Source organism: Buchananella hordeovulneris (assembly GCF_001907235.1).
Classification (GTDB): Bacteria; Actinomycetota; Actinomycetes; order Actinomycetales; family Actinomycetaceae; genus Buchananella; species Buchananella hordeovulneris.
In genome coordinates this window covers 116,201-138,141 of the sequence record NZ_MQVS01000006.1, presented here as the reverse complement: position 1 = coordinate 138,141, position 21,941 = coordinate 116,201, and the positions used below count along the sequence as shown (strand labels likewise).

Annotated in this window: 18 protein-coding genes and 2 tRNA genes; 13 read left to right on the top strand and 7 right to left on the bottom strand. The window is 67.7% G+C overall.

Annotation, left to right across the window (positions count from 1 at the left end):
* Positions 1–53: 53 nt before the first annotated feature.
* Positions 54–1,484 carry an alanine/glycine:cation symporter family protein gene (locus BSZ40_RS07090; RefSeq protein WP_073824624.1) on the top strand — a complete coding sequence of 477 codons (1,431 nt, stop codon included), beginning with the start codon at positions 54–56 and terminating at the stop codon, positions 1,482–1,484.
* A 10-nt stretch (positions 1,485–1,494) separates the two neighbouring features.
* A complete protein-coding gene (locus BSZ40_RS07085) occupies positions 1,495–2,916 on the top strand; it encodes an alanine/glycine:cation symporter family protein (protein WP_073824622.1) in 1,422 nt (473 codons plus the stop codon).
* Here the strand turns inward: BSZ40_RS07085 and BSZ40_RS07080 are convergent.
* Complete coding sequence (locus BSZ40_RS07080; protein ID WP_073824621.1) at positions 2,913–4,562, bottom strand: heparan-alpha-glucosaminide N-acetyltransferase domain-containing protein; 1,650 nt, start codon at positions 4,560–4,562, stop codon at positions 2,913–2,915. The genes BSZ40_RS07085 and BSZ40_RS07080 overlap by 4 nt on opposite strands.
* 70 nt (positions 4,563–4,632) lie before the next feature.
* Here BSZ40_RS07080 and BSZ40_RS07075 point away from each other — a divergent pair, with 70 nt between their 5' ends.
* On the top strand, positions 4,633–5,403 hold the full coding sequence (locus tag BSZ40_RS07075) for a fumarylacetoacetate hydrolase family protein (RefSeq protein WP_073824679.1): 771 nt from the start codon (positions 4,633–4,635) through the stop codon (positions 5,401–5,403).
* A 47-nt stretch (positions 5,404–5,450) separates the two neighbouring features.
* On the opposite strand, the gene BSZ40_RS07070 is transcribed toward BSZ40_RS07075, so the two are convergent.
* A complete protein-coding gene (locus BSZ40_RS07070; protein WP_073824618.1) occupies positions 5,451–6,620 on the bottom strand; it encodes a MalY/PatB family protein in 1,170 nt (389 codons plus the stop codon).
* Between the two features lie 106 nt (positions 6,621–6,726).
* On the opposite strand from BSZ40_RS07070, the gene gltX reads away from it, so the two are divergent.
* The 3 genes from gltX (at position 6,727) to BSZ40_RS07055 (ending at position 8,517) form a co-directional block, all read left to right on the top strand.
* Positions 6,727–8,223 (top strand): glutamate--tRNA ligase, encoded by a 1,497-nt coding sequence (gene gltX / locus BSZ40_RS07065; protein WP_073824617.1) that lies wholly within the window; start codon positions 6,727–6,729, stop codon positions 8,221–8,223.
* A 128-nt stretch (positions 8,224–8,351) separates the two neighbouring features.
* Positions 8,352–8,423: transfer RNA gene (locus tag BSZ40_RS07060), tRNA-Gln, on the top strand.
* Between the two features lie 21 nt (positions 8,424–8,444).
* Positions 8,445–8,517 (top strand) — tRNA-Glu (locus BSZ40_RS07055).
* 332 nt (positions 8,518–8,849) lie between these two features.
* On the opposite strand, the gene BSZ40_RS07050 is transcribed toward BSZ40_RS07055, so the two are convergent.
* From BSZ40_RS07050 to BSZ40_RS07035, 4 genes are all read right to left on the bottom strand, one after another.
* A complete protein-coding gene (locus BSZ40_RS07050) occupies positions 8,850–9,224 on the bottom strand; it encodes a hypothetical protein (protein WP_073824614.1) in 375 nt (124 codons plus the stop codon).
* The gene (locus BSZ40_RS07045; RefSeq protein WP_073824613.1) at positions 9,221–9,709 is read right to left on the bottom strand and encodes a GNAT family N-acetyltransferase; all 489 of its coding nucleotides are present in this window, start codon (positions 9,707–9,709) and stop codon (positions 9,221–9,223) included. Before BSZ40_RS07045 ends, BSZ40_RS07050 begins: the two co-directional genes overlap by 4 nt.
* An 80-nt stretch (positions 9,710–9,789) precedes the next feature.
* Positions 9,790–10,965 carry a VanZ family protein gene (locus tag BSZ40_RS07040; protein ID WP_084542696.1) on the bottom strand — a complete coding sequence of 392 codons (1,176 nt, stop codon included), beginning with the start codon at positions 10,963–10,965 and terminating at the stop codon, positions 9,790–9,792.
* A gap of 63 nt (positions 10,966–11,028) precedes the next feature.
* Complete coding sequence (locus tag BSZ40_RS07035; protein WP_143180906.1) at positions 11,029–12,072, bottom strand: hypothetical protein; 1,044 nt, start codon at positions 12,070–12,072, stop codon at positions 11,029–11,031.
* 44 nt (positions 12,073–12,116) lie between these two features.
* Between BSZ40_RS07035 and BSZ40_RS07030 the strand changes: the two genes are divergently transcribed.
* The 4 genes from BSZ40_RS07030 (at position 12,117) to infB (ending at position 16,957) form a co-directional block, all read left to right on the top strand.
* The gene (locus BSZ40_RS07030) at positions 12,117–12,572 is read left to right on the top strand and encodes a ribosome maturation factor RimP (RefSeq protein ID WP_124852197.1); all 456 of its coding nucleotides are present in this window, start codon (positions 12,117–12,119) and stop codon (positions 12,570–12,572) included.
* Between the two features lie 11 nt (positions 12,573–12,583).
* On the top strand, positions 12,584–13,600 hold the full coding sequence (gene nusA / locus BSZ40_RS07025; protein ID WP_073824604.1) for a transcription termination factor NusA: 1,017 nt from the start codon (positions 12,584–12,586) through the stop codon (positions 13,598–13,600).
* On the top strand, positions 13,597–14,013 hold the full coding sequence (locus BSZ40_RS12510) for a YlxR family protein (RefSeq protein ID WP_367997561.1): 417 nt from the start codon (positions 13,597–13,599) through the stop codon (positions 14,011–14,013). The genes nusA and BSZ40_RS12510 overlap by 4 nt, the downstream gene beginning before the upstream one ends.
* 73 nt (positions 14,014–14,086) lie before the next feature.
* On the top strand, positions 14,087–16,957 hold the full coding sequence (gene infB, locus BSZ40_RS07015) for a translation initiation factor IF-2 (protein ID WP_073824599.1): 2,871 nt from the start codon (positions 14,087–14,089) through the stop codon (positions 16,955–16,957).
* 87 nt (positions 16,958–17,044) lie between these two features.
* Here the strand turns inward: infB and rarD are convergent, their stop codons facing one another.
* Positions 17,045–17,971 (bottom strand): EamA family transporter RarD, encoded by a 927-nt coding sequence (gene rarD, locus BSZ40_RS07010; RefSeq protein WP_073824596.1) that lies wholly within the window; start codon positions 17,969–17,971, stop codon positions 17,045–17,047.
* Positions 17,972–18,121: 150 nt separating this feature from the next.
* Between rarD and BSZ40_RS07005 the strand changes: the two genes are divergently transcribed.
* Genes BSZ40_RS07005 through BSZ40_RS06995 form a run of 3 tightly spaced genes read left to right on the top strand, consistent with a single transcriptional unit; the run spans position 18,122 to position 21,932 of the window.
* Positions 18,122–19,534 carry an SLC13 family permease gene (locus BSZ40_RS07005; protein ID WP_073824595.1) on the top strand — a complete coding sequence of 471 codons (1,413 nt, stop codon included), beginning with the start codon at positions 18,122–18,124 and terminating at the stop codon, positions 19,532–19,534.
* Positions 19,531–21,450 carry a sensor histidine kinase gene (locus BSZ40_RS07000; RefSeq protein ID WP_073824592.1) on the top strand — a complete coding sequence of 640 codons (1,920 nt, stop codon included), beginning with the start codon at positions 19,531–19,533 and terminating at the stop codon, positions 21,448–21,450. The genes BSZ40_RS07005 and BSZ40_RS07000 overlap by 4 nt, the downstream gene beginning before the upstream one ends.
* The gene (locus tag BSZ40_RS06995) at positions 21,447–21,932 is read left to right on the top strand and encodes a response regulator (RefSeq protein ID WP_073824590.1); all 486 of its coding nucleotides are present in this window, start codon (positions 21,447–21,449) and stop codon (positions 21,930–21,932) included. Before BSZ40_RS07000 ends, BSZ40_RS06995 begins: the two co-directional genes overlap by 4 nt.
* Positions 21,933–21,941 lie beyond the last annotated feature (9 nt).

Below are 21,941 nucleotides of genomic sequence, written 5' to 3'. Positions count from 1 at the left end.
ATAATCAGGCCCGATGTGTGCCCACCGGCACGGCGGAAAGGAAGAACCACCACATGGACGCATTAGCTGCGCTGCTCGAACGACTGGGCGACAGCGTCACCCTGTGGTTCACGATCCCCGCCCTCATCGGCACCGGGCTATTTCTCACCAGCGTCACCCGGGTCGTCCAGGTGCGCCACTTCGGGCGCATGCTGCACGCCATCCGCCACTCGCGCCGCGGTGCCGAAGGCGGCATCTCCTCCTTCCAAGCCTTCACCATTTCCCTGGCCGCCCGCGTCGGCATAGGCAACATCTTCGGGGTGGCCGCCGCGCTGGCCCTCGGGGGCCCCGGCGCGATCTTCTGGATGTGGATAGTGGCCCTAGTCGGCACGGCCACCGCCTTCTCCGAGGCGACCCTGGCGCAAATCTTCAAGGTGCGCCACACCGACGGCTCGTTCCGAGGCGGCCCCGCCACCTACATGGCCCGCGGTCTGGGCGCCCGCTGGCTGGGCATGATCTTCGCGGTCCTGACCGTCATCACCTGCGCCTTTTCCATCACCATGGTGCAAGCCAACGCGATCGCGGGAGTGATGAGTCACGGCACCGGCCTGGACGCCTGGGCCACCGCCGTCATACTGGCCGTGCTCACCGCCCCGGTGGTGCTGGGCGGGGTGCGGGCGGTGGCCCGCGTCACCGAATGGCTGGCCCCCGTCATGGCGGTCGTCTACCTGGCGTTGGTGGCCGTCATCGTCGCCCTCCACCTCCCGGCCGTGCCCGGTATCCTCTGGCAGTTCGTCTCGCAGGCCTTCGCTCCCAGCCCTGCCGTCGGCGGGATTGCCGGCGGACTCTTCGCCGCCATCATCAACGGCACCCGGCGAGGGCTGTTTTCCAACGAGGCCGGGCAAGGCACCGCCCCCAATGCCGCCGCCACCGCTACCGTGGCCCATCCGGTGCAGCAAGGACACGTCCAGGCCCTAGGGGTCCTCGTCGACACCCTGGTGGTCTGCACCGCCACCGCAGTCGTCATCATGCTCGCCGGGCCCGAAATCTACACCTTCGGCGTTACCAGCCCCGATAGTGCAGGCATCCTCACCCAAACCGCTGTCACCAGCCTCCTCGGCGCCTGGGCCGGCATCCCCATCGCGATCGTCATCTTCGTCCTGGCCTATTCCTCGATCATCGCCGCCGCCACCTACTCGGAGATCAACGTCGCCTTCCTCACCGCCGCGCCAAGGGCCCGGTGGGTGCCCCGCCTCATCTCCAGTATCTCCGTGGTGCTCGGCGCCCTCACCTCCCTCCGGTTGGTGTGGAACACCGTTGACCTCACGATGGCAGTGATGACCGGCACCAACCTGTTGGCCCTCGTCCTGCTGTACCGGTGGACCACCGGCGCGCTGCGCCACTACGAAGCCGCCGCGCGGCAGGCGACAACGCCGCGCTTCACCGTCGGCGATAACCCCTACCTGCCCCAGACCCTGCCCGCCGGAGCGTGGCCCGACAAATAAAGGAGCGGCAATGCGAGCCGTGCTTGAGACAATAAACGACTACCTCTACGGCTACGTGCTGGTAGCCCTGCTGGTGATCGTAGGTATCTTCTGCACGCTGCTCACCCGCGGCGGACAATTCACTCTCCTGCCCGACGCCGTGCGCTCCCTGGTGCGCTCGCGGCGCGCCAGCCACGGCATCACCTCCTTCCAAGCCTTCGCCGTCGGCATTGCTTCGCGGGTCGGTATCGGCAACATCGCGGGCGTGGCCCTGGCCCTCATCCTCGGGGGACCGGGGGCCCTCTTTTGGATGTGGGTGGTGGCGCTGGTCGGCATGGCCACTTCGCTGGCAGAAAGCGTGCTAGCGCAGTTGTTCAAGCGCCGCCACCCAGACGGCTCCTATCGGGGCGGCCCCGCCTTCTACATGGAGCACGGCCTCGGTTCGCGCACTTTGGGCAAAGTCTTTGCTGCGCTGTTCATCTTCGCCGTCGGCTTGTGCGTCTGCATGGTGCAGGCAAACACCGTGGCCGGGATTTTTGCCGAAACCCACCAGGTGCCGACCTGGGGCACCGGCATATTTCTCATGGCGCTGGTGGCGCCAGTCGTCTTGGGCGGAGTGCGCTCGGTGGCCCGCGTCACCGAATGGCTCGCCCCGAGCATGGCCCTGCTGTACGTGGCGATGGTCGCTGTCATCATCGCGCTGCACCTGCCGGCCGTGCCCGGGGTATTTGTCAACATCTTCCAAGGCGCCTTCGGTTGGGGGGAAGCTGCCGCTGGCACCACCGGCGGAGTCTTGGCAACCGTCTTGCACGGGGCCCGGCGCGGGCTGTTTTCCAACGAGGCCGGGCTCGGCACCGCTCCTAACGCCGCCGGAACCGCGACCGTGGCTCACCCCGTCAGCCAAGGCCTTATCCAATCCCTGGGGGTGTTCCTGGACACCATCATCGTCTGCACCGCCACCGGCCTGGCGATCCTGGTCACCGGCACCTCCCTGGCGGTCGACCCCAAAATGGGGGCAGTGCTCACCCAGCAGGCGGTAGTCAGCGGCCTCGGCCAGTGGACCGCGACGCCGGTGGCCGTGATAATCCTGGTCTTTGCCTACTCCACGCTTCTTGGCTGTTACTCCTACTCGCAGGTGAATATCGACTTCCTGGGCCACCGGCGCCACCTGCATTTGCTCAACGGGGTCGTGGTCACGGTCGCGGCCGGGCTGGGCAGCGTGCTGGAGCTGAAGACGGTGTGGGCGCTGTCCGACATCGCCCTGGGCCTGCTCGGCATCCTGAACCTGGTGACCATCCTCGTGCTTTCCCCGTGGGTGCTGGCCCTCCTCCGGGACTACCGCGCCCAGCGGGCCCGCGGCGTCGCAGAACCTGTCTTCGACGCCGCGGCCAGCGCGGGGCTACCCCGCCTCCTGCCCACCGATGCGTGGAGTCGGCAGGCCGACGCGGGCTAGCTGCCGGCCGCCCTCGGCACCGTCCGGGCCTGCCGCGGCAGGCGGGCAGCCCCGTCGGCAAACCAGGCCATCGCCTGTTCCAGTGGGCCGCGCTGGAACAGCGCCGCCCACACCAGTGTCACAACCGCGATACCTCCCAGCATCATTAGGAACGGCGTATTAGTTTCCCCCGTGAAGTTATCCGCGAAATGCCACATGAGAACCACATGCAAGCAGTAAGAACTCAGGGACATTGACCCCATCGCCACCAACGGGGCGGCCAGCAGCTTTGCCCAGCGCCCCAAAGCCGTGAACGCGCAGATGGCCGCCACCGCGAAACCCGCCGAGCCCAGCGCCTCGAAGGGAGAGCCGGAATGCGGGGCAATCGTCCATTGGCTCCGAGCCGCCCCCCACAACAGCTGCCACACAGACTCCTCCGGGGGGCGCCGCTGGGCACGCATAAAGGTGTCCCACTGTTCGTTGGTCCACGTGTCCATCTGCTGCTGTTGCTCCTCCGGGGTGCACGGGTAGAGGGTCTCGCCGTCCAGGCACTCCGGCTCGGTCGGCGCGGACTGATCCACACTGTCCACCAGAGCAGGAGACACCCCCCACACGGGCTCCAAGGAGCCGGCCTGCCACACGAACGGAGTCACACAACCGACAAACACGACCGCGCCCGCCAGGCCCCAGCGCCACAGGGTCCGCGCACTGCCCAAACCTGCACGCCCCAGCGCCAAACCCGCCAGCACGAAACCCAGCCAGATGGCGGCCGGGTACTGGGAGGTAAAAAGCAAAGCAAACAGGGTGTTACCCAACTGGCCATCGAACTTCAGATCCAGATTGCCGGCCAGCAGCAGGCCCGCCCACTGCAGCATCCACCCCAGCCCCAGGAAGACGCTGGCGGCCAGCAGCACCGTTTGCCACCGGCAGCGCAGGAACGGCAACGCCAAGACGAACCACAACCCATAAGACCCGAGAATGATGCCGATTGGTGTGCCGAGAATCGCCATTAGCGACCCCAAAACAAACAAGGCAAAGGCCCGCGCGAAAATCCGCAACCGGTCCCGCACGACCCAGGGGCCAGTGTGGGCCCGGCCGCCTCCGGTGATGATTGCCAAAGACACGCCTGCCACCGTGGCAAACAAGATGGAGGAGTGGCCGTTGGCAAACCCCAGCCAGGTAGGGGAGGTAACTTCCTCAACCTGTTTGGCGGAGTGGGCCGCCATCATGCCTGCCAAAGCCAGGCCGCGCACCGCATCCAACCCGGGTAGTCGGCGCGCATCGCCCAAGAAGGCCCCGCGGCGCAGCTGCGGCCACCACCGGCGGGCAGGTGCCGAAAACGCCCGCACCAACTCTTCCTGCTCATCAGCGGTAGGCCGGGTTCCCGCCGACGGCGCGGCAACGGTGTCAGTCTTCCCCGGCGCGGTTGCTTCCCCTTCCTCCGGCCCGGGGAGGGGCTGCTCCGTCTCCGCGGCCCCCACCATCTCCACCTCCGGCTGCTCGTCGGCAGTCAATAACTCGGTCACGCTGACCCGAGTGTCCGGTTGCTGCGCGGCAGCGGCCCTGACGTTGCTCTCGCTGTCCGTGGAGAGCCCGGGCGCTGGGCGATTGTGGGAATCGTAGGGAGACAACGGCCGCCTGCCGTCGCGTTCAGGAAAATCATGCATGGCGCCCATTGTGACGCGCCGCGAACGGGCCTCCATCCACCATCAGAAGGAATGGGCCTATTCTCACAGCATGAGAATCGCCCGCTTTACCCTGCACGATCGTCCCACCTACGGCGTACTAGAAGATGGTTCGGAACGTCTGGTAGTGCTCGACGGGGACCCCCTGTTCGGGGGCACCAAACCCACCGGCCAGATAGCAGCTCTCGACGAGGTTCGGCTTCTGAGCCCCGTTATCCCACGCAGCAAAGTAATTGGGGTGGCCGACAACTATCGCCCCGCCGGTCAGCGGCAGGACCCCGCTTCCCACCCCACGTGTTTCTTCAAACCCAACACCAGCGTCATCGGTCCAGATACCCCCGTGGTGGTACCCCCGTGGGCTGACGAAGTACACATTGAGGCCGAGCTCGCCGTCGTCATCAAAACCCTGGCCAAAAACGTCTCGGCTGCCGAAGCCGAAACCGTCATCCTCGGCTACACCGTGGCAAACGACATCTCCGCCCGCGACCCCCACACCGCCGTTGGCCCGCACGCGGCCGCCAAGGGCTTCGACACCGCCTGCCCGCTCGGGCCGTGGTTAGTGGTGGGCAGCGACCTCGACCTAACCAACCTGACGGTGCGCGCCCGGGTCGACGGGCAGGTCTGGCAAGAGGGCACGACGGCCGACATGGTGAATAAGATCCCCGAGCTGATCGAATACCTCACCGGTTGCATGACGCTGCTACCCGGCGATGTCATCCTCACCGGCACCCCGGTGGGGCAGGCCGTGGCCCGCCCCGGCCAGCGAGTAGAGGTGGAGGTGGCTGGGGTCGGCAGCCTGGCCAACCCCGTCGTCCAACGCTAACCACGGGTGGGGCGGCCCGCAGCTTGCCGGCCCCACCCATCCCGTTGTCACTGGAGGCTGTCTACGGCGGCGCGCAGGCGGTCGGCCATTTGGGTCACCAGCGCGTGGGAGGTGGCCAGGTTGACCCGCACGTACGGCCCGAAGTCTCGCCCGCACGCCCGGCCGTCTATCACGTCCACGCCCGCCTGGTGCAGGAAGAAGTCCTGCACGCTGGTCGCGGCGGGCAGACGGTCAGCTAGCGCGCGGCAATCCAACCAAGCCAAGTAGGTGCCCTCCAGGGAGACGGGGCGCATCAATGGGTGGTCGGCGAGCGTCTGCTGCCAAATGTCCGCCCCGCGCGCCAGGTAACTGGTTAGCTCGGTCAGCCAGGGCTGGGCGTGCCGATAGGCCGCCACGGTGGCGCTGGCCCCCAGCGGGCTGTGCAGGGCCGCCAACGGATCCTGCCAGGGCAGCAGGCGGGCGCGCAGCTGAGCATCCACCACCACCCCCTGGGCGCATTTGAGGGCAGGCATGTTCCAGGCCTTAGTAGCCGAGTAGGCGGCGATGGTGTGGGGGGCGGCGGTCGGCAGGCTCGCGTACGGCACATGCCGCGGGGCGTGGGGGAGGACCAGCGGGGCGTGTATCTCATCGGCGAAGACGAGCGCGTCGTAGCGGTTGACCAGGTCCGCCAGGGCCGACAGTTCGGCACGCTCCAGCACGCGCGCCACCGGGTTCCACGGGTTGCACAGCACCACCAAGCCCGCCCCGGCCGCCAGCGCCGCCTCAATGCCCGCCAGATCCAGCCGGTAGCGCCCCGCGGCATCGGCGGCGCTCGGCACCTCGATGACCTCGCGGCCGTGCAGCGCGGGCAAAGTGAGGAAGGGGAAGTAGGCGGGCGTCGGGACGACCACGGCACTGCCCGGCCGCGTCAGCTGGGCGATGGTCAGCGTAAACAAACTCAGCACATCCGGGGTCACGAACACCGCCTCGGGCGCCACCTGCCAGGCGTGCTGCGTCGCCAAGTGTTCCACGGTGGCGGCCACGAGGGCCGCCTTGTCAGCAGGCGTGGGGTAGCCCAGGTGCGAGGCCGCCAATTGCTGCGTAACTGCTTGCCGCACGACGTCAGGCGTCGGGAAGTCCATCTCCGCCACCCACGCGCCGAGGGCCTGCGGATGCCGGGACCACTTGAGGGAGGCGTCGGCCCGCCGTTGGTCGATTGAAACGTCGTCGAATCCCATGCTGCTCCTTCGCTGAGGTGAGGCCCCCAGCCTAAAGCCAATGTTGGCTGCACCACCCCGGTAGAAGCCGAGGGTGGCCTGCCCCCGCGCCTAGACTGGTGCCACCATGACTACTTCGCCTGCAAAACCGATTCGTGTTCGTTTCTGTCCCTCGCCCACCGGCACCCCGCACGTGGGAATGGTGCGTACCTGCCTGTTCAACTGGGCCTACGCCCGGCACACCGGTGGCACCTTCGTCTTCCGCATCGAAGACACTGACGCCGCCCGCGATAGCGAGGAAAGCTTCGAGGCGATCCTGGATTCGCTGCGGTGGCTGGGGCTGGACTGGGACGAAGGCGTTGGGGTAGGTGGCCCGCACGCCCCCTACCGGCAGTCCCAGCGGATGGAGCTGTACGCCGAGGTGGCCGCCCAACTGCTCGCCGCCGGTTACGCCTACGAGTCGTTCTCCACCCCGGAGGAAGTCGAGGCGCGGCACCGGGCGGCAGGCCGCGACCCGAAGCTCGGCTACGACGGATTCGACCGGGACCTGACCGCGGAGCAGAAGGCTGAGTACCTGGCGCAGGGCCGTCAGCCGGTGCTGCGCATCCGGATGCCAGACGAAGACCTGACGTTCACCGACCTGGTGCGCGGGGAGATCACTTTCAAGGCGGGCAGCGTCCCGGACTACGTCATTGTGCGGGTCGGGGGCGCGCCGTTGTACACGCTGGTCAACCCAGTGGACGACGCGCTGATGGGGATCACGCACGTGCTGCGCGGCGAGGACCTGCTCTCCTCGACTCCCCGCCAGTTGGTGCTGCACCGGGCGTTGGTGGAGCTCGGCATCTCTGCGGCCGTCCCCGAGTTCGGGCACCTGCCGTACGTGATGGGGGAGGGAAACAAGAAGCTCTCCAAGCGGGACCCCGAATCGAACCTGCTGCTGCACCGGGAACGCGGCATGATTCCGGAGGGACTCACCAACTACTTGGCGCTCCTGGGGTGGTCCATCGCCCCGGACCGTGACGTCTTCTCCATGGCCGAGATGATCGAGAAATTCGACATTCACGACGTCAACCCGAACCCGGCCCGTTTCGATCCGAAGAAGGCCATCGCCATCAACGCCGAGCAGCTGCGTTTGCTGGCCGAGTCCGACTTCCGGGACCGCACGGTGCCCTACCTGCAGGCGGCGGGCCTGGTAGCGGGGCAGCAGTTCGACCAGCTGACCGCGCGCGAGCAGGAAGTGCTGACCGCCATCGCCCCGCTCGTGCAGTCCCGCGTGCAGCTCCTGGGCGAAGTGCCAGGCATGGTCGGCTTCCTTTTCGCCACCGGGCCGGTGGCCTACGACCCGCAGGCGCTCGCCAAGTTGCGGCCCGAGGCGCGTCAGGTGCTGGATGCTTCCCTGGCGGCCCTGGCGGAGCAGACAGATTTCTCGGCTGCCGCGTTGGAAGCCACCCTGCGGGCAGCGCTCGTGGACGGGCTCGGACACAAACCAAAGTTCGCCTTCGCGCCTTTGCGGGTAGCGATCACCGGTCGGCAAGTCTCGCCCCCGCTCTTTGAGTCGATGGAGATCCTCGGCCGCGCCGAATGTCTGGTGCGCCTGCGGCACCTGGCGGCGCAGCTGGACTGACAATCTGCGCGTGCGGGCGCACAGGCAGGAACGTGGCGCGGATCGCACCTGCTCGATTGGCCCTCGGGCGCGATGTCGTGTAACGTTCTTCCTCGGCGCCAGGAAGCAATTCTTGGAGCCGAAGCCAATGGGGTATGGTGTAATTGGCAGCACGAGTGATTCTGGTTCATTTAGTCTAGGTTCGAGTCCTGGTACCCCAGCTGCGGCGCTCAGCGTCGCGTGGCCCCGTCGTCTAGCGGCCTAGGACACCGCCCTCTCACGGCGGCGGCGCCGGTTCGAATCCGGTCGGGGCTGCAAAGAGCGGCCCGGAGATGTTTCTCCGGGCCGCTTTGCTGTGCGGAGGGGGAATGTGGGGCCGGACTGAATGTGTCGCAGGGGATGTTTAGCGTCCGGCCACTAACCCCCGCTGTTCCCGCTCCCGCCATCTCCGTAGCTCCACCGTCATGTCCTTAGCGCACCGTCATGCCTTTAGTGCACCGTCATGTCCTTATTTCAGTGTTTTAAGGGCATGATGGTGCCTTAAGCGCATGATGGTGACTTAAGGGCGTGGTGGTTGCCCCGTCATCGGGCAGCAACTCCTCGCGAGTCGTGAATGGCTGGTGCAGGGGGCAGCCCCAAAGACGCCGCTAATCCCACTGCTTGGGCTGTAACTCCAGCTCGGCAAGGCGTGCGAGGCCTTCCGGCCACAGCAGGCCCTCCCGCAGTACTTCCAGTTCTGCCAGGAGTCCGTTGCGGATCCACAACACCACCCACACGGGTGCCCCCGCGTCGTCGCCAGCGAGGGCGACAGGGAAATCGTAGTTCGGTCCGCAGATCCGGGGCGCGTCGGCGCGAACACGGAAATCGATCCAGCCGTGCTGGCTGCGCGCCTCCTGGGTCAGGGCCAGCTGGGCCCGCAACTGCGGGGCGCCATGGTCCGTGCCCGCGCCGAGTATTTGCTCCAGCAGCTCCCGCACCTGTGGGCTGAGGGGCACGAAGCTCGGCTCGATCTGCCCGCTCACGTCGGGTCCAGTTGGCAACCGTTGGCGCGGAAGATCGCCAGCATAGGGGCGTTGGCGGGGTCGGCGGAGCCGACGTAGTGCGTGGCGCCGCGCCGGGCGAGCTGCCCGAGGCCGAAACTGTGCAGCTGTCGCCCGCGCCCCTGCCCGCGTCGCTCGGGAACCACGGCGAGGTAGAAGAGGGTGCCCGTCGTCGGGTCGTCGGGGAAGAGCTGTGGCAGGACGACGCCGAAGTCGCCCTGCTGGTCCGCCACCGTGAACCAGGCGGTCGCGTCGAAGGCCGTTCCCGCCGCGGAGATCAGCTCCTGAAAGTCATCCTGCGCCGATTCGCGGGTGCTCGTGTGGTGCGGATCGCCGAGGCTGGCGCGCAGTAGCAGCCGCACGAAAGCGTCCTGCCCCCGCTCAGCCAGGGTGGTGACGACCCAGTCCGTGGGCGGGTCCCAGCTGTCGGCGAGTTGGCGGTGGGCGACGATCTTCTGCTCTGGCATGACGCTAGTGTTCTCCTGCGTTCGGGTGTTGGCAACCGGCACCCCGGGCCCTGCCCGGCCGCACCCCGCCGGGCCGTCAGTCACTCACCCACCGGGGCGGGCCGCCGGAAGCCGCCCTTGTCTCGGTGGACGGCGGCGTCGCCGGTCAGCGTACGAATGTCGACAAACTCGGCGCGCGTCACCCAACCGGACAGGCTGCGTTTCGTGCGCGAGCACGGCACCAGTAGCACCGCCAACAGCGGCAGTGCCAGTGAGACGAGCTCAAGTGTGGGGAGTGAGTGCCACAGCAACGTGACGGAGGTGGCCAGGGTGGGCAGGCTCACCACGCTCGCCCGCGCCAGCCGCCGCCACCGCCGCCCGTGGCCGAGCGCGCCGTCGGCGGCACGCCACATGGGCGTGAGCCACACCGCGGCCTGCCCGAAAGAGGCCCCCAGGTGGCTCCAGGCGGGCACGACGAAAACCAACAGCCAGGTGACGACCTCTGCCACCGTGTGCAGTTGCCAGGCGCGATCACTGACCGGGGAGAAGCCCAGCAGCGTGGCGCCGACCGCCACGCCCGTGTGCAGCAACGATGCCACGAACAAGTAGAGCGCCAGGTCGATGAGTTGGCCCGTCCAGCGGCGCACGTTCGTCACCGGCCGCGGTTGCAGGCGCTTGGCGGACAGGGCCCGCGCATCGGGCATCCACCACAGCACCAAAGGCGCGACCAAAGCCCCAAGCAGCGCCCCCGCCGTGTTGGTGAGCAAGTCGTCAACGTCAGCCAGCCGGTAAGCGCACGGGTAGAGCCCCCACATGCCGGTGCCCTGCGTCGTTTCGATCAGCAGGCTGGCAAGGAACCCGGTGGCCACCGTGAAGATGAAGCCACGGCGCAGGTGTCGCCGCAGGATGATCCCCCACGGCACGAAGAGCAGCACATTGAACGCCACCTGCAGGAAGGTAAAACTCGTCAACAGGCCGCGCAGTGAGCCGTGTCCGGCGTACTCGGCCGAGATGTCGCTGACGAACCGCAGCGGTGTTAGCTGGGGGTCGCGGCTGCCCGCCCGGCACTGCAGGGTCTGTGGGTCGGGCAGGGGCAGGAGCGTGTAGCTGACGAGGGCCGCACCATAGAGCGATATCGCTAGCGAGCCCGCCAGACGGGCCAGGTTCCAGGAGCCCCAGCGGCGGTATTGGGCCACCAACATCGGAATCCACAACACCGCAAACGAGGCGCCTCCGAGGAGAATCGCCGTTTGCCCTGACCAAATCCACGGAGACATGGGGGCGAGTATATGGGGCCATTGCCGCCGACCGTGGCGGGCAGTTGCTGCCGGCCTGGCAGCCTAGAGGGGGGACAGCGGCAGCAGCTCAGTGGGGGAAATGCCAAAGTCGCGGGCTGTCCGGGCGGTGTGCAGGAGCCGGGCCAGGAGGGCTTGCCGGGCGGGGGAGCCAGCTGGACTGGCCACGAGGTCGGCCAACAGGGCGTCGGTGGCCGTCACCGCGGCCTGCTGCACCCACTGCTGGTCAGAGGAGGAGGAATCGAAGGGGAAACTGAGGGTCCGCGGGCCAGGGCCGCCACCGCGCAGCGAGTCAGTCAGCTGGGTGCGGGTGTCGGCGGCCGCAGCCAGTAGCCGCTGCTGCTCGTCCTCGTCGGCCCGCATGGCGGCGTTTTCGGTGTACCACTGCAGCTGGAAGAGGGCGTCGGTGGCCGTGGCGGACAGCACGACGGGGGTCGTCGTCGACTCGCTGCCTGGGGCTGCGGCGCTGGGTGCCGCCGGGGCGCTGACCCCCTCGGGCCCCTGGGCGGCGCGGGGCTGTTGCAGGGCCGTGGCCAGGGCATCGGCGTCGAGGGAATAGGAAACGTACAGAGAGGCGTATAGCTGAGTCAGCGCTGGATCCGCTTCCTGGGCGGTGGCCACCTGGGCCGCCTTGACCGCCAACTCCAGTTCGGCCAGCAGCGCGGACTGGTCGGCGGGCAGGGGGCGCGGGGCGGGGCCCGCATCGGCCCCCGGGGGCGCCCCCTGCGGCCACGGTGTCCACACGCCCCCCAACGCTGTCAAGCGATCCTGGGAGCGGGAAGCTAGACGGGTGAGCTCCGTGTCCGACGCCCCGACGGCGGAGGAAGGGGCGGGCGTGGCGGTGCTGGCCGGGGCGATCAGCGCCAGCGCTCCCTTACTGATCGCGGCCTCGCGCCGCGACAGCTCATCGCGTAACTGTGCCTGGGGGGAGAGGGTGGGGATGGTGGTGGGGGGAGCCGCCAAGCGGACACCGCAGCCACCGAGCGGTACCAGCAGCGCTGCGGCGCAACAGGCGGCCAGCAGGGCCTGGGCGCGCGAGAAACGAACCGGGCGGGAGGCGGCAGTGTTCATAGCCTTAGATCTTGGCACGGTTAGAATGTAGCCGACGATTGCGAAACGAGAGGCGGGCGAACGTGGGGCGGAACATAGCGCAGCAGGTCGAGGAGCAGCTCGCTGACGTAGTGACTGGGGCGGGGCTGTATCTGGAAGGGGTGCAGATCACCAAGCAAGGAAGGTTCACCGTCGTGCGGGTGGTGGTCGATCTGCCCGACGGGCCGGGCGGTGTCGACAGCGACCAGTTGGATACGGTCACGCGCGCCATCTCTGCGGCCCTGGACGAGGCAGACCCGATCGCCGAACGCTACACCCTGGAGGTGTCCACGCCGGGGGCCGAGCGGCGGTTGACCACCCCGCGGCACTTCCGGCGGGCGGTCGGGCGCCTGGTGGTGGCCGAGGTGGCGGGCCAACAGGTCCGCGGACGCCTCGAACAGGCAACCGACGACGTCGTCCACATCGGGGGGCAGACCTATTCGGTGACCGACGTGGCTGGGGCCCAGGTCGAGCTCGAATTCAAGCGTGACGAGGACTGAGGAGGAAACCCATGGACATCGACATGACCCAACTGAAAGTGGTGGGCGACGAACTGGGGGTGTCTGTCGACACGCTCGTTGATGCCATCGAAGTGGCTCTTCTCAAGGCCTACGCCCAGGTGCCGGGGGCCATCCGGGGGGCGCGGGTGACAGTCAACCAGACCTCCGGCCAGGTGGTCGTGCTGGCTCCGGAAGTGGACGAAGAAGGCAACGTCATTGGCGAGTTCGACGACACCCCGGCGCATTTTGGTCGCATCGCCACCGCCACCGTGCGTTCCATCATTGCGCAGCGGCTGCGCGACGCGGACGACGCCAAGGTATTCGGGCGGTTCAAGGACGCCACCGGGCAGCTGGTGTCAGGGCGGGTGGTGCAGTCCGCAGACCGGCGACTGGTGAAGGTCGACCTGGGGGACGACATCGAAGCGGTGCTCCCGCCCGAGGAACAGGTGCCGGGCGACAACTACGAACACGGCACCCCGCTGCGGGCTTACGTCATTGAGGTAGCGCGCGCCCACGCGGGGGCGCAGGTGCGGCTATCGCGCACCCACCCGGGCCTAGTGCAGCGCCTGTTCGAAAAGGAGGTGCCGCAGATCGCCGACGGACTGGTGGAGATTAAAGCCATCGCCCGGGAGGCGGGGCATCGCACCAAGATCGCGGTGGTCTCCCACGATCCTGATGTCGCTGCCGTGGCGGCCTGCATCGGCAAGATGGGAGCGCGGGTGCGTTCCGTCATGGCGGAACTCAATGGGGAAAAGATCGACATCGTCGACTGGTCCAGCGACCCGACCCGGTTTGTGGCCAATGCTCTCAGCCCGGCCAAGGTAGGCAACGTGACTGTCGTCGACGAACGCGCCAAGATGGTGCGGGTGATTGTTCCGGACTATCAACTGTCCCTGGCGATCGGCAAGGAGGGGCAAAATGCCCGCCTGGCTGCCCGGTTGACCGGTTGGAAGATCGACATCAAGTCGGACACCGCGTCAGGCACCAACGTCATCGGGCAGGGTTCGCGTCCCGATCGGGCCTGGTGAAACGCAACTTGCGACCAGGCCCACTCGCCAGTGACGGAGAAAACGCGGCCCAGCCGGGTACACTGGCCGATGGTTCACTTTCCTGGGTGGAAAAAACGAAACATGTGCCGCTGCGCACGTGTGTGGGTTGCCGCACTAAACACCCGCGGTCGCACCTAGTGCGCCTCGTATTCGACGCGAGCACAAGACGCGCGGCCGTGGATGAGCGGGGCGGTGCCCCGGGGCGGGGGGCCTGGATTCATCCGCAGTGCCTGGCGCTGGCGGTAAAGAAACGGGCCCTTGCGTGGGCATTTCGTACCTCCCAGGCGGTGGACGTCACGGAAGTGGCAAACACGTTGCGTAAGGTGCGCGACGGTGAGGGCGGCGCGAGCCAAACTCGAGGAAAGGCGGAAAAGGCCATGGGCACCCGATGAGTACCCAGCAATGAGCTGCCAGACCAATTGATGTTCTCCACCTGTGTGGGTGGGGGACCCAGACAGGAGAAAAGTGGCAAAACCCCGCGTGCACGAACTTGCCAAGGAGTTCGGAGTCACAAGCAAAGAAGTTATTGAGACGTTGAAGGCCAAGGGCGAATTTGTGCGCACGGCCTCTTCAACGGTTGAGCCGCCGGTGGCGCGCATGCTGCGCGAACACTTCGCGGCCGCCAGCAAGCCCGCCGAACCGCAGGCTGAAGCCGCCCCCGCGGCGCAGCCTGCTAAACCGAGCCCGACGCCCGCCAAGGCGGCGAGCAGCAAGCCTGCCGCCAAGCCGACGCCCGGGGGCGGCAAGACGGCCCCGGCCGCCCCCAAACCGGGGCCCGCCAAGGACAAGCCGCTCCCCGGCAAGCCGGGCCCGGCTGACAAACCCACCCCGGTAGCTGACAAGCCCACCGCGAGCAAACCGCCGGCGGCCGCCAAGCCGAGTGCGGCACCGAGCAAGCCTGCCCCCAAGCCAGGGGTGAAACCGGGACCGAAGCCGTCGGTGGCCAAGAGCGAACCGGCTGCCCCCGCCCCCCGGCGGGATGCCGCGCCTGGCGCCCCCAAGCCGGGCGCAGTGCCCGGCCCGCGCCCGGCCGCCCCGCGTCCGCAGGCTCCCCGCCCGCAGCGTCCCGCCGGTCCGCGGCCAGGCAACAGCCCGTTCGCCCCGTCGCAGGGTATGCCGCGTCCGGGCCAACCGCGTCGGCCCGCGCCCCCCGCTGGGGCCCGCCCGGGCGGCCAGCGTCCGGCGGGTGAGGCGCCCCGCCCGGGTGGGCCGCGGCCCAACCCGGGAATGATGCCGGGGCAATCCGGTCTGGGACGGCCCGCGCCCGCCGCGCGGGGTGGCGGTCGGGGCCGGGGCCCCGGCGCCCCCGGCGGGGGAGCCAGCAACACCGGCGGGTCGTTTGGGACGCGCGGTGGCGCGCCCGCGGCGGCCGCCGGTCGCGGCGGTGGCCGCGGTGGCCGCGGCGGGACGCAGGGTGCCTTCGGGCGGTCCGGTGGCCGCCCGGTGCGCGGCAAGAAGTCCAAGCGGGCCAAGCGGCAGGAGTTCGAGCAGCAGTCCGCGCCCATGATCGGGGGCGTGCAGGTGCCGCGCGGCAACAACACCAAGGTGCGGATTCGTGCCGGGGCGTCGTTGGCGGACTTCGCGGAACGGATCGACGCCAACCCGGCCAGCCTGGTCACCGTCCTGTTCCACCTGGGGGAGATGGCCACGGCCACCCAGTCGCTGGACGAGGACACCTTCATGCTGCTGGGCACCGAGCTGGGCTACGACGTCCAGATCGTCTCCCCGGAGGACGAAGACCGGGAGTTGTTGGAGTCCTTCGACATCGACCTGGACGCCGAGGAGGCCCTGGTGGAGGACGCGGACCTGCTGCCGCGGCCCCCGGTGGTCACGGTCATGGGGCACGTCGACCACGGGAAGACCAAGCTGCTGGACGCCATCCGGTCGGCCGATGTGGTCGCCGGGGAGGCCGGCGGCATCACGCAGCATATCGGCGCCTACCAGATCCACCGCCTGCACGAGGGCGAGGAGCGGGCGATCACCTTCATCGACACACCCGGTCACGAGGCGTTCACGGCGATGCGGGCCCGTGGGGCATCCGTCACCGACATCGCCATCCTGGTGGTGGCGGCCGACGACGGCATCATGCCGCAGACCATTGAGGCGCTTAACCACGCCCAAGCGGCCGGGGTGCCGATCGTCGTGGCCGTCAACAAGATCGATAAGGACGGCGCCAACCCGGAGAAGATCCGGGGGCAGTTGACCGAATACAACCTGGTGTCCGAGGAATACGGTGGCGACACCATGTTCGTCGACGTCTCGGCGCTCAAGCGTATCGGCATCGACGACTTGCTCGACGCGGTGCTCCTCACCGCCGACGGGGCCCTGGAATTGCAGGCCAACCCGCGGCAGGATGCCCGTGGCGTCGCCATCGAGGCCAACCTGGACAAGGGCCGTGGCGCCGTCATCACGGCACTGGTGCAGCGCGGTACTTTGCGCATCGGGGACTCGATCGTGGCCGGGACCGCCTACGGGCGCGTGCGCGCCATGTTCGACGAGCACGGCAACGCCCTGACGGAAGCAAAGCCGTCGCGCCCCGTACAGGTGCTGGGCTTGACCTCGGTGCCGCGCGCCGGCGACAGCTTCCTGATCGCGGGCGACGACCGCACCGCCCGGCAGATTGCCGACAAGCGGGCGGCCGCCGAGCGGGCCGCCAACCTGGCCAAGCGCCGCAAGCGCATCAGCCTGGAAGACTTCGACGCGGCCCTGAAGGAAGGCAAGGTCGACACCCTTAACCTCATCATCAAGGGTGACGTCTCCGGTGCCGTGGAGGCCCTGGAAGACTCGCTGCTCAAGATTGACGTGGGCGAGGAAGTCCAGCTCCGCATCATCCACCGCGGGGTGGGGGCCATCACGCAGAACGACGTCAACCTGGCGACGGTCGACAACGCCGTCATCATCGGTTTCAACGTTCGCCCGGCCGAGCGCGTGGCCGACATGGCCGACGCCGAAGGCGTGGAGATCAAGTACTACTCGGTCATCTACCAGGCGCTGGAAGATGTCGAGCAGGCCATGAAGGGCATGCTCAAGCCGATCTACGAGGAGGTCCAGCTGGGCACCGCGGAGATCCGGCAGGTCTTCCGCTCGGGTCGGTTCGGCAACATTGCCGGTTCGATCGTGCGCTCGGGCACCATCCGCCGCAACACCAAGGCCCGCCTGGTGCGCGACGGGGTCGTGGTGGCCGACAACCTCAACATCGAGTCGCTGCGCCGTGAGAAGGACGACGTGACTGAGGTGCGCGAGGGCTACGAGTGCGGTATCACGCTCGGGTACAAGGACATCGCCGAAGGCGACGTCATCGAGACCTGGGAGATGCGCGAGAAGCCGCGCAGCTAGCGTTTGCCGTCGGGGAGGGGGTGACCGTCACGGTCGCCCCCTCCCCGTATGCGCGGCGTGAATCGTCCGCCGCCGAGCATGGGACGCCTAAGACTGGCGCGGGGTGCGCCGCCGGGCCCGCAGCGAGTCAGTCACGAAGACGGCGACGGCCAGCCACACCAGCGCTATCGCCCACAGGCGGGCGGGAGGTAAGTGCTCGTGGAAGAGGAAGACGGCCACCAGGAACTGCAATGTGGGGCCGATGTACTGCAAGAGCCCCATCACCGTCAACGAGACGCGGCGCGAACCCTCGGCAAACAGCAACAGGGGCAAAGCGGTGATGGGCCCGGCGGCCAGGAGCAGCCACGTCAGCGTCCCGGTGCCGCTCACCAGGCTCGGCAAACTGAAGGCCCCTACGCCGGTGGCGGCTAGCCACAGCAGGTAGCCGCCGGCCAGCGGGGTCACCGCGGCGGTTTCGATGGCCAGGCCGGTCAGCGGATCGACCCGGGCCCCCGCCTGCTTTTTCAACAGGCTATAAAAACCGAAGGTGAAGGCGAGCCCCAGCGAGATCCAGGGAACACTGCCGTAGGCCACGATAAGCACCACCACCGCGAGGGTGGCGATTGCCAGGGACAGCCACTGCAAAGGCCGGAGCGGCTCGTGCAGGAAGAAACGGGCGAGGGCGACAGTCAGCAGCGGGTTGAGGAAGTAACCGATGGCGGCGTCGGTGGTACGTCCGGTATTGACCCCGTAGACGTAGGTGAGCCAGTTCAACGTCACCAGGGCCCCCGCTATTGCCAACAGCAGCACCGTGCGCCGATCGGCCAATGCCCGACGCAGGCGCTGGCCTCGCCGCAGGAGGGCCAGGAGCCCCAGACAAGTCACGCAGGTCCACACCGCGCGATGCGCGATGATCTCTACCGCATTAACCTCGATCAGGGTACGGAAGTACAGGGGAAACAGTCCCCACAAGAAGTAGCAGCTGCTGGCAATACCGAGCCCGAGCAGGGCGCGGCGATCGGCGTAGTTAAGCACCGGGTAATGGTAAGTATTGCGGCCGCTGCCAGCCAGTCGCGGCCCTGCGGCCAGCAACGTTAGGCCCTAAGCCCGCACCGCGGGCGCTGCCAGTGGGTATCATCACAATTGCTTGCGCTACGCAACGAAGCTATGCGGCAGGGAGGGCACATGGCACGCAGAACCGCAGTGGAAGCGAAATTGCCGCGGCTGACGAAAGTGAAAGCCGCGGGATTACTAATTGCCACGGTGGCAATGGTGGTCACTTCGGTGGTGGACATAGCAGGCCTGGCACCCCCAGGTCGGCGAATGCTCGGGATCTTCTTGGCCGCCATCGCGTTGTGGGTAACCGAGGCCATCCCGTTGTACGCCACCGCCGTGGGGGTGATTCTGGCGCAGGTGCTGCTAATCTCCACAGACGGGCTGGTGGATGCGGGCCCCGACGCCCCCACCTCGACCGCGATATTCGCCACCTTAGCCAGCCCGGTACTCATCTTATTTTTGGGCGGATTCCTGTTGGCCGACGGGGCGGCCAAGTTCGGACTAGACCGGTCGATCGCCGCCGTGATGCTGCGACCATTCCACGGGTCGGCGCGGGGCACAGTTTTTGGGTTGATGCTCATCACCGGGCTGTTGTCGATGTTTATGTCCAACACTGCCACCACCGCCACGATGTTCGCGGTCGTGTTGCCAATCCTGGCCCTAGTGCCGGAAGAAAAAATGCGGGCCGGGGTCGCGGTCAGCATCCCGGTGGCGGCCAATATCGGTGGCATCGGCACCCCCGTCGGTTCACCGCCCAACGCGGTAGCGCTCGGGGCGCTGAAGGAAAGGGGAGTGGATCTCACCTTCGTGGACTGGATGGCGCTGGCCCTGCCCTACACGTTGGCACTGCTTTTCTTCGCCTGGTGGGTCATCTGTTTGTGGTTCGTGCCCCGGGGCGGGAAGTTGACGGTGACCATGTCGGCGTCGTTCGACACATCCATCCCAGCGCGGGTCTTTTACGTCGTCGCCGGGGTGACGATCCTTTTGTGGATGAGCGAGCCCCTGCACGGCCTGAGCTCTAACATCGTGGGCTTCATCCCGGTTGTGGCGCTGCTGGGAACCCAAGTCATGTCGGGCGAGGACCTGAAAAAACTCTCGTGGCCGGTGCTGTGGCTGGTGGCCGGGGGTATTGCCCTCGGCAAGGGGGCGCAGGCCACCGGGCTGGATGGCTGGATCGTGGGGGCGGTGCAGTGGAGCAGCCTGCCGGTGTGGGCCCTGCTGTTGGGGCTGGCCGCCCTCGGGCTCGGCATGTCGAACGTGATGAGCCACTCGGCTTCCGCCAACTTGCTGGTGCCGCTGGCGCTCGGCTTTTCCGCCGGTCTAGCCGTCTCGCCCATCACGATCGCCGTCCTCATCGCCATCGCCTGCTCCCTCGGCATGTCGATGCCTATCTCCACCCCACCCAACGCGATCGCATATGCCACCGGGGCCATTAAGACCAAGGACATGGCCGTGGTCGGGCTGGTAGTCGGCGGGATAGGCGCCCTAGTTTTGGCTTTCGCACTGCCGTGGCTGTGGGACCTGAGCGGGATCACGTCATGAACGACGCTCCAATAGAGGAGGCGTGGACCCCGTTGGCGCTGGTCGTCGGCGCGGGGCACCTGGTGGCAGAAGCCGAGGCAGAGCTCCGCAACGGCCTGGGCGACGTCGTCGAGCTGCGCACGGTGCCCACCCCAGCGGCCGCAGTCGAGGCCGCCACCCGCCCGGTGGCGCTCGCGGTGGTGGCCTGCGTTTCCCAGAGCGTGGACAAGATGCTGGAGGTGCTGATGGCCTCCCCGCACCTGGCGCACGCGCGCATGCTGGTGCTCTCCGGCCCCGAGGTGCCCGGTGCCTCGCACTCGGTGGACGCGGGCTGGGTCGATGCCTTCATCGGCCTGCCCATGACCCCGGGGTTCCTCGCCAAGCACGCCGCCAACCAGTTCGCCCGCTGGATGCGGCGCCACGGGCCGCCCGCCGCCCCCACGGCCAGTGAGGCGCAGGCCCGGGAACGCATCGCGCAGGTGACCGCCCGCCCCGAGAGTGAGTTGTTGCGGGATCTGGACGCCTCCGACGGGGTGCTCATGGTCGAACTGATGGACGCCATCGAGCGGGTGCTGGGCCCGCGACCGCGTGTGCGGCTGCCCGCCGGGGTGCGGTTGACCCACCAGGATCGGCACCTGGACGGGGTCTATGTGCTGCTGTCCGGCCGGGTGGCATTGACCCGCGTAAATCAAGGCAAGGAAATCCTCTTTCACCACGCCACCACCGGGCGGATTGTCGGGCTGTTGGCCCTGGCCAATCGGCGCACCGCCTACTTCACGGCCACCACCACCTCGCCCACGGTGTTGGTGCACTTGTCTCAGGACCAACTTGACCGGGCGCTGCGGCTGGAAGGGCAGGTGGCCGCGGTGCTGGCCGCCACTGCCATTACCGTGCTCGGAAGTCGGTTGCAGCGGGCCGAACAATTGCAGATCGAGCGGGACGAACTCACCGACCATTTGCGTACCGAGCGGGCGGAGCTGGCCCGCGCGCTCAGCGCGTTGGAGGAGGCTCGGCTCTCGCTGGTCACGCAGGCTCGCTTTGCCACCCTGGGGGAGCTGTCGGCCGGTATCGCCCACGAGTTGAACAACCCGGTGGCGGCCCTAGTGCGTTCCACCGAGCATTTGACCAGTGACGTGAAGGCACTATTGGCGTCGCATCCGCGCGGTCCGATGTTGGTGCAGGCCATCGCCGAGGCTGCCACCCGGCCGCCGTTGCCTACGCGCGCCGAGCGGGCCGCCCGGCGCGCGATAACGGCCCGTATTGGCGACGACGCGCTGGCGCGACGCCTGGTGACGGCGGGTATCACCGAGGTGGAGCGGGCAGCCCAATTGGCCAGTCACCCGGCGGACCTAGAGATCGTCGAGCGGGCTGCCTCGCTCGGCACCGCTGTGCGGGCCATCAACCAGGCCGCGGGGCACATCACTCGGCTAGTGGCCTCCCTGCGTAACTATGCGCGCCCGGAGAGTGGGCCGCGGGATGGGGTGGACGTAAATGAGACCTTGCAGGACACCTTCCAGTTGGTCTCCCACCGGTTGCACGGCATCGATATCGACCGGGATTACGGTCAGTTGCCGGTTATTCGGGCTCGCGCCGCCGAATTGGGGCAGGTGTGGACTAACGTGCTGGTTAACGCTGCCGAAGCGCTCGGCGGGCAAGGCAGGATCAAAGTCACGACCCGGCAGGACGGTGAGTGGATCGTGGTGCAGATAAGCGATAACGGTCCCGGCATCAGCCCCGACGTGCTCGCGCACGTCTTCACTCCCCGTTTCACCACTAAGCACGGCACAGTTCGCTTCGGTCTCGGGCTGGGTCTGGACATCGCTAAGCGTTTCGTCACCGAGCACGGCGGCGACATCACCATCGACTCGGAGCCTGGCAGCACCGTGGTGACCGTGCGTCTGCCCGTGTCTGCCCCGCCCCTGCAGGAGGAAACATGAAGCTAGCCATCTTGGTTTTAGAAGACGAACCCCCGGTGCGGGCGGCCTTAGCCCGCGACCTAGAGCCATTCGCTCCGTGGGTGCGGATCGAGTACGCCGAGGACGTCGCCGACGCGCGGGAGGTGGTTGAGGAGATAACGGCCGACGGGGATGAGTTGGCCCTTATCCTGGCTGATCACCGACTGCCGGGCGAGTCGGGGGTGGACTTTTTGGTGGCGTCCCGGCAGGTGGCCGCCACCGGGGATGCCCGCCGAGTGCTGGTGACGGGACAGGCGGATCAGGCCGACACGATTCGCGCCATTAACGACGGGGGTCTGGATCACTACATCGCCAAGCCGTGGCAGGCCGCCGAGCTGGCGGACACCGTGCGCACCCAGTTGACCAACTACGTGGTTAGTACGGGCACTGACCCGTTGGTGGCTCTGCCGGTTTTGCAAGCCGACCGGGTGGTGGACCTGCTGCGTTCGCGTCCAGACCGGTAGGGGCCGTAA